We start from the raw sequence: 7,599 nt of genomic DNA, 5'->3' as shown, positions 1-7,599 counted from the left end.
AACAGGCTAATGGTAGGGGGTCAATTTTGGACGCCGATCCCCCGGCTTACGGGGTCAATATTGCAGGCCGAATGACACTCCGGACGGATGGGTAGAGCGCAGTTGGAGACGTGACAGCTATTTAAACTACAGCGCATTTAGGTGACTGGTCACGAACCCCAGCCGCCGCCCGACGATCCGCCGTATCTGTCTCCTCCCCAGCCGCCGCCGGCGCTTCCTTCGTCCTCCGACACGACGCGCGGACCGCGGCGCACCGGATCAGACGACGGCGATCCGACTTCTGCTCGGTCAGCGCCGATCGCACGCCGAAGTTCGGCCTGGCCGGCGGCCGCACTGCCGCCGCGGCGCGGGCGCCGATGCCGTCGGGATCCACGATCAGAGGAGCGCCCGGGATCAAATGCGACAGCACGGACCTGTCATCGCCATCCCAAGGATGCGACACGAGGGTCGGCACCAACGGAATCTCCCATGGCGCGTTCTGCACCAGGCGGTCGTAGTCGGCGAACGCCGGCGAAGATGCCTTGATGTAGTCGCGCACCGCGGCGCACCCGACGTAGTTATCGAGCGGCTCGCCCGTGAGTACGCCCTTCGGCTCCCACTTCCACCCCTGCTTGTACGGAACGCGTCGTTCCGCCGTGAGGCCTGCAAAGAATTCAGGAATGTACGCCGCGCTGCGCGGAAAGAAGATCCCGCCCATCTTCGGACCGAGCGCCATCTTTCTGGCGAGTTCGTCCTTGCCGCGAAGCGTATCGACGTAATGCCAGCGCCACGCCTTCTTATCGTTGTAGCCTGCATTCAGATTGATGAGCGACGGCCACGGCGCGCCAAGCCCGGTCCTGTCGGCGAAGCCGCGCGTACCGATGCGGTTGCGCTCTGCATACTTTCGAACGTAGTCGTTGACCTTTGACGTCTCGTATCCTGTGTCGTGTCCGGTCCCGATGACCGGAAGATGCCGTCCGGCCTCGTTGACGTACCGGCGCTCGAACAGCTTCTCGAGCCGAAGCTCCATCTCCCGGTCGTAAAGATTCCCCTCGATCACGTGATGCGCGATGAAATATGCCGTATCCTCGCGGCCCCACCCCCAAAAAGACACCTCGACGCGCTGCACCTTGGCGCCGCTCTTCATGCCTTCCTGGGCGTCGGCGAATCCGGTGATGATCAGGACGTCGTTCGGAATCTCGGCTGGGTATCGGACGCAGTTCTTCTCAAGCTCGGAGACGGCGACCTCGACGTACGCTGATCTCTGCTCCCATGCGCGGCCGAGCGTGTGCTGTGTGAACGACTTGATGGAGCCGATTCCCTTGCGCTTCGCGTCAAGCCAGCCGGCGACGATCTCGTTGCGCGACAGCATCGGGTTGATACCGGCCCAGGCGCTGCATCCTACGACGCCTTCCTGAGCGCTGGTCGTCAACGGCACAAGCTGACCAGTCTCCTCGTCAAGACGCTCGCTCTCCTGATGCCATTCCAGGTCGTAGTCGCCGAGAATCCATCGTCCGCCGGATGCGGTCGGTATGAATTCGCCGTGCCGATCGCACCATTCCTTCCAGTTGTACATGTCGGGCCCGATCTCGTCGGTCCGATGAGTGGGATCGAAGGCGCATTGATATACGGTCTGCAGCACCGCATGGTCATGCGGCCGCAGCTCGAACTTGAATCCCGGCCTGGCCGGGTCGTCGTCACCCCAGAGAATCTCCTGGTGGCCCTTCATCTCGACGGCATCTGGATCGTCGCATGCCATCTTCGTCACCGGATCGACGGCGCCCGAGCAATACGGACATGGCACCAACCACTTCCTGTCGTCGGACGTCCGCATCTCACGCTCGATGTTCGACGTTCGAGCATTCGTAGGCGTTCCGCCAGCGACCAGACGGCCGTCATGAAACTGAATGAAGCGCGCCCTGATGGCGTCGAGCTTCGAGCCCTGACCGGCAGCGCGCTCCAGCCAGGTGTCGGTGTCGATCTCGTCGCAGATCACCATCCAGGCGGTGAAGCCCTTGGCGGCGTCATCGCTCGCGGCCGTGCGCGCGAAGAACATGGCGCCGTTCTTGAAGATCTTTTCGTTAAGGGAGTCCTTGTCCTCCCCCTGCTTCGGCGTCCGCTTGGTCCGTGCCAGCACCTTGTTGTTCGGATCGTTCAGCATCGGGTGGAAGAACGTCTTCATCCACCGATCGACTTCCGCGTCGGACCTCGAGATGTAGGCGGCGGGGAGTTCCAGATGCGCGAGAACGTCGAAGACGGCGATCGCGCACAGCAGCGAGTACCCGATCTGCGATGACTTGCGGCAGATGAACCGCTTGGTCGTTCCGGCGACCATCATCCGCAGCATCTGCTTCTGGAAATTCGACAGCCGCAGCCGCTTGCCGCCGCGACCGGGCGACGACTGGTTGTTCAGGAACAGCTCTCGCTCGGCCCAGGTGACGATATCCTCACGAGGCCTCGGCTTCAGCCTGCGCAGCGTTATGCGGCTCATCCGCCGCATCAACGACTCGAACCCATGAACCGGCCGATCCTCGCGAACCAGCCGCTTCAGAAGGTCAACGCGCGTCGCCTCCAGCCTCGTCTCTAGATCCGACATCATTCCGCTCCGGCTCCGGAGGCTTCTGCCTCTTCGTCGGAAACCTCGTCTCCGTCTCCGGAGACGGCGCCTTCACCCGGTTCTCCCCCTGCTTCGTCATCATCTTCCTTCTCCTCGTCGAACGGCGACACGAACGGATCGGTCTTCTTCAGATACGCGATCATCTCATCGACAGGTCCGTCAGCCAGTCGCCGCGCCTCGTTCGGGTGCATGTCACGCTGAACGAACAGCGCCCGATACTCCGACTTCAGATTCTCCAAGGCGGCATGCAGCATCCCGGTGTGGAATCCCCAAAGCGCAATGATGTCCTCGTTGTCCGAAGCCCTGCCGTCGAGCTTCTGGAACTCGGTGAATGCCTTGCGCCGCTTGATCTCGGCGGCCTCGGAGTCATCCATGATCTTCGACTTCTCGGCCGCGATCACCTCGGAGTTCGTGTAGGTCTTTCCGGTGCGCGGATGCACCCATGTTCCGGATGGATCATCAGGATCAGCTTCTGGTCGGACGCCAGGCTTTCCGGATGCGGCAGCGGATTTTTCCTTCGCGGCGCGCTCGCGTTCCGTCTTGACGGCATCCTGCTTCACGAACTCATAGACGACGGCCAGATCCCACGAGTAGTCGTCACCTCGCTTAGTCGTGCGCTTGTCGTGCCACCGCATGCCATCGCGTCGCATGCGAACAACCGTCGCTCGGTCGACGTTCAGCGTGCGCGCGAGAAGAGACGTCGATCCGACGATCCGCTCAGGCGGAACTGACTCCGATGAGGTCAGCGGCGCACGTGACGATTCGATCTTCTGAGGCTTCTTCGACATCACACTTCACAGACCAGATTGCTGTTGTTGTTGCATCTACTTGATTGTCCGTCGTCAGATAATTTGAGACTGATCAGGCAATTCGAGAAGGGAGGCTCTGGCTCATCAGGGGTTAGAGTTTAAGCGACCTGCAGCTGATGCTGCAAGCGGCGGTTTGCGATGGTGGCACGCTTGATACGTTGCCGCTCGGCGAGGATTGTCTCGACCCTGCCGAAGTAGACGTCGGCCGGGGTGAGGTTGCCGATGCTCTCGTGATAGCGAACATGGTTATAATGCTCGACGAAGGCGTCGATCTGCCGTTCGAGATCACCGGGCAGATAGTAGTTGTCGAGCAGAATGCGGTTCTTCAGGGTTTGATGCCAGCGCTCGATCTTTCCCTGGGTTTGCGGGTGATACGGGGCTCCCCGAACGTGCCGCATGCCCTTATCCTCAAGCCAGTCGGCCAGATCACCTGCAACATACGACGCGCCATTGTCGCTGAGCAGTCTCGGTCGATGCAGGACAGTGGCGCTATCGAGGCCCGATGCTGCCAGTGCCTGGTCCAGCGTGGCCGTGACGTCCGAGGCGCACATGGTTGGCCCGAGCCGCCAGGCCACGATGTAACGGGAGAAGTCGTCCAACACCGTCGACAGGTAATACCAGCCCCAGCCAGTTATCTTGAGGTAGGTGAAGTCAGTCTGCCAGAGCTGGTTGATGGCGGTGGTCTTATCCTTGAACTCGTTCGCGGCCTTGATCACCACATAGGCCGGGCTGGTGATCAGGTCATGCGCCTTCAACAACCGATAGACCGATGCCTCGGAGACGAAGTACTTGTTCTCGTCAGTGAAGCGCACGGCCAGCTCCCTCGGCGACAGCTCAGGGACTTGTAGCGCCAGGTCGATGATCTGCCCACGGACGTCGTCCGGAATGCGATTCCAGACGCGATCCGGCCGTGAGCGATGGTCGGCCAACGCCTCAGGCCCTCCAGCCCGATAGCGGTCGTACCAGCGATAGAATGTGGCGCGCGGGATGCCGAGCTTGTCCAGCGTGCGCTTGGCGGGCAGATGCGACTGCTCCACCAGTGCTATGATCTCGGCCTTCTCGGATGCGGGGTATCTCATGCCTCGTCCTCCCCATCCCCGGTCATGCTTTTTTTAAGCAGACGGTTCTCCAGGGTGAGGTCGGCCACGACCTCCTTCAAGGCAGTGGCCTCGCGACGAAGATCCTTCACCTCGCCAGGTGTTGCAGCTCGCGCAGTGTCACCGGCCAACCGACGCTTGCCGGCTTCCAGGAACTCCTTGGACCACCCGTAATACATCGAGGCGGCGATGCCCTCCCGGCGGCACAGCTCAGAGATGTTCTCCTCGCCACGCAGACCTTCCAGCACAATGCGGATCTTCTCCTCCGCAGAGTATTGCCGACGCGTCTGGCGCCGGATGTCCTTCAGCACTTGTTCTGCGGGCGCTTTGCCCGGTACGGATTTCTGTTTCATCTTCGCTCCTTGCGGCTACGATGAACCCGAAATCCTCCCTCCGTGAAGTCCTTCAATTTGTCTCAAGGGGGCTGACGGCGAACAATGACGAGATCGCTGTACTTGAGGTGCAGCGGCAAGTCGCCGACGTCCGCTTCCCGGATGATGCGAAATTCAAACCCGTCCCATTTCCGATCGACAAGCGACGCAAACATCCGCCGCGCCGCGCCGGACAGCTCCTCTTCCCTCGCTTTGTGCCTCTCTATGAGACGGCGGATTGCAAGCTTGCCCCTGACGTAGGCCTCGGCCGGATCGACACCCCATCCAGACGGTGCGACATATGCCCCGACCAGATGCGCGCCGAACTTGTACGCCAGCTCGACCGCATAATTTGCACGATCAAAACCTGCCCGTGACGGCTCCAGAAATGCGACGATTGTTTTGATAGCCATTGTTCACACTCGATGTGCAGAGATCCGGGATGGACAGCGAAGCTCACACGGCACGCTGGGTTTCTTTCAAAGCGACACCAAATGCGACAGTCGCCACGCCGCAAAACACCGTGTCGAGGGCCAAGGCTGTTGCGCCGGTCTGCGGTGATCCTTGAGCCCACGCCAGAGCGATCCAAAGAGCGCACAGCAGCGTTACGCACCCGGAATTCACCATCGAAGGTGAGGCATCGCTTGGATTTGAAGTCAGGCCGATCCAGATGCGAACAAGCCCACAAGCCACGAGGAACGCGATCATGTACGCAGCCGAGGAGAAGTGCAGAAACGCTTCATCCGAAGCGAAGGCGATACCAGCAAGAAGGTAGGCGCCAGCGCTCAACAGCCAGTCGCGATATGAAACGCCAAGCGAAATCTTGCTGACGAGAACTGCAATCGCCATTCCGCCAAAGATCGCCGAAGAACCAGCAATGTGACCGGGAAGATGGCCTGGGAGGAATGTATCGAGAAGGCCGAGCGCTCCGATGGATACGAGCAGAATGCCGAGGAAAACCACCCGCTTCCAATCGCTCTCGCCTGCGAAACGGTTCTCCTTGGAATGACGCGAGAGCTTAACCGCCCCCACGAGCAACCGGTACGAATACGAGAGATCGTGCGATTGCCGCTTCAGCTTCCCTTGATTTTCCACAATGCATTCTCCTCACCATCCCGCGGACATTCCGCAGCGCCTGGAGCGAAACGTTCTTTTCGGGCTCAGCCCCAGGAGCCATGCCTGACCCTCATTTAATGGAACGGAACGTTTCCCTTCCTTAATTGATCTTCATCTGTTAGAAAATCAAGTCCCTTATGACGAACTCGCGTTCTCGTTACTCAAAGGCCGCCCATGACGTCGCGCCCCCTTGGCCGAATTTCCACTGAACTCCTTGCTCAGCATGAGGAGGCATTCCTCGACGCCGCATCGGAGCTTTTTCGTAAAAAGGGATTTTCGCGCGTTAGCATCGATATGCTGGCCCGTGCGGCACATGTGTCGCCCAAGACGATCTACGCGAGATATGGCGGAAAGGTTGGCCTGTTCGGCGCAGTGATCCGACGCTTGGTCGCACCTGTATTGGCGACGCAGGACATGTTCGCGGATCAGAAGAACGAGAATCCTGTCATTGTGCTCCAGAAAGTGGCCGCAGCATTCCTCGATCGAATTCTTCACCCTGACGTCCTGTCACTGCATCGTATGATGATCGCCGAAGCGATCCATATGCCGGAGCTTTCGGAGCTCTATTACAATGAGGCATACACGAGGGCGCTGAATCGGCTCGCCGATTGGCTGGCCCTTCAGGATGCGACAGGCCGCTTGTCGATTCCAGACCCCAAACGAGCCTCGGAGGTTTTTGCGTCCCTGGTGGGTGCCGGAATTCTTGAACGCGCCCACTTGTTGAACATCGTGCCGGGTCCAACCGAACGTGCGCAGTTACTCAAGAGCGCCCTGAGCGTCTTTTTCTCTGCGTATGGGCCAACCGATAGGCAACCAAAGGACAAGGTCGCCGAAAGTCGTCGAAGGTAGCCGTGCATCACTCGTAGCCGGTCGCGTTGCCCGCGCGCTTTATCCAATCGCGCGCGTCGGCGCCGGTCAGTTCAGGACGAAAAGGTCCGTTCTGTCAGAACCATTGCACCGATTTCTTCAATGCACTGGAAGCGTCATGGTGGTAGCAAAACAGGCAGTTACACAACGAAATTCGCAGAACCCTGCGAATTCGCTGGATGTCGCTGCTTCGTACGCAATCTCCGCCGAAGCGAGTAACCCTCATGACGTCTATCCCGAAAATCGTTCTCAACGACGGCACGACAATCCCGCGAGTCGGTTTGGGGGTCTGGACACTAACCGGCGAGGAAACCTTACACTCGATCTCAAGCGCATTTGACGCCGGATATCGCCACATCGACACCGCGATGATTTATGGCAACGAGAGCGCAGTCGGCGAAGCCATTGTCCGCGCGCCAGTCGCCCGCGAAGATCTACACATCACGACCAAGCTTTGGAACGCTGATCACGGTTATGATGCAACCCTCTTGGCGTTCGACGCGAGTCTCAAGCGCCTTGGTCTTGAGACTCTTGATCTATACCTCATTCATTGGCCCGTCCCGGCAGCCGGACGCTTCGTGGAAAGCTGGCGCGCCATGCTGCGCCTGCGCGAAGAGGGGCGCGTCCGTTCGGTCGGCGTGTGCAATTTTAACGCCGACCACCTTGACTGTCATTCGGCCTGCAATATTGACCCCGTAAGCCGGGGGATCGGCGTCCAAAATTGACCCCCTACCATTAGCCTG

Annotated in this window: 7 protein-coding genes; 2 read left to right on the top strand and 5 right to left on the bottom strand. The window is 59.8% G+C overall.

Annotation, left to right across the window (positions count from 1 at the left end; all coding sequences use genetic code 11):
- Positions 1-121: 121 nt before the first annotated feature.
- From AC1RLZ_RS31050 to AC1RLZ_RS31030, 5 genes are all read right to left on the bottom strand, one after another.
- Positions 122-2,470, bottom strand: coding sequence for a terminase gpA endonuclease subunit (locus AC1RLZ_RS31050; protein ID WP_493191801.1), 2,349 nt, complete (start codon positions 2,468-2,470; stop codon positions 122-124).
- A 104-nt stretch (positions 2,471-2,574) separates the two neighbouring features.
- Entirely contained in the window at positions 2,575-3,387 is an 813-nt protein-coding gene (locus AC1RLZ_RS31045) for a hypothetical protein (protein WP_493191800.1), read from the bottom strand.
- Positions 3,388-3,503: 116 nt separating this feature from the next.
- A protein-coding gene (locus AC1RLZ_RS31040; protein WP_493191799.1) for an IS3 family transposase occupies positions 3,504-4,855 on the bottom strand; the annotation gives its coding sequence in 2 pieces (ribosomal slippage) (positions 3,504-4,519 and positions 4,519-4,855; 1,353 coding nt in all).
- 62 nt (positions 4,856-4,917) lie between these two features.
- Positions 4,918-5,286: a hypothetical protein gene (locus AC1RLZ_RS31035; RefSeq protein WP_493191798.1), complete on the bottom strand. Its 369-nt coding sequence runs from the start codon at positions 5,284-5,286 to the stop codon at positions 4,918-4,920.
- Positions 5,287-5,329: 43 nt separating this feature from the next.
- A complete protein-coding gene (locus tag AC1RLZ_RS31030) occupies positions 5,330-5,968 on the bottom strand; it encodes a hypothetical protein (protein ID WP_493191797.1) in 639 nt (212 codons plus the stop codon).
- A gap of 195 nt (positions 5,969-6,163) precedes the next feature.
- On the opposite strand from AC1RLZ_RS31030, the gene AC1RLZ_RS31025 reads away from it, so the two are divergent.
- Complete coding sequence (locus tag AC1RLZ_RS31025) at positions 6,164-6,838, top strand: TetR/AcrR family transcriptional regulator (protein ID WP_493191796.1); 675 nt, start codon at positions 6,164-6,166, stop codon at positions 6,836-6,838.
- A 242-nt stretch (positions 6,839-7,080) separates the two neighbouring features.
- Positions 7,081-7,581: an aldo/keto reductase gene (locus AC1RLZ_RS31020; RefSeq protein WP_493191795.1), complete on the top strand. Its 501-nt coding sequence runs from the start codon at positions 7,081-7,083 to the stop codon at positions 7,579-7,581.
- Positions 7,582-7,599 lie beyond the last annotated feature (18 nt).

It is taken from the genome of Tardiphaga sp. GW822-FHT04G09 (assembly GCF_058800725.1).
Note: the sequence above shows the minus strand (reverse complement) of the source record. Positions and strands in the feature narration are given on the sequence as shown.

What these genes read in the sequence shown, in the direction of transcription:
- AC1RLZ_RS31050 (WP_493191801.1), bottom strand. Translation starts at nt 2,470, where the DNA reads ATGAGCCGCATAACGCTGCGCAGGCTGAAGCCGAGGCCTCGTGAGGAT.
- AC1RLZ_RS31035 (WP_493191798.1), bottom strand. Translation starts at nt 5,286, where the DNA reads ATGGCTATCAAAACAATCGTCGCATTTCTGGAGCCGTCACGGGCAGGT.
- AC1RLZ_RS31025 (WP_493191796.1), top strand. Translation starts at nt 6,164, where the DNA reads ATGACGTCGCGCCCCCTTGGCCGAATTTCCACTGAACTCCTTGCTCAG.
- AC1RLZ_RS31020 (WP_493191795.1), top strand. Translation starts at nt 7,081, where the DNA reads ATGACGTCTATCCCGAAAATCGTTCTCAACGACGGCACGACAATCCCG.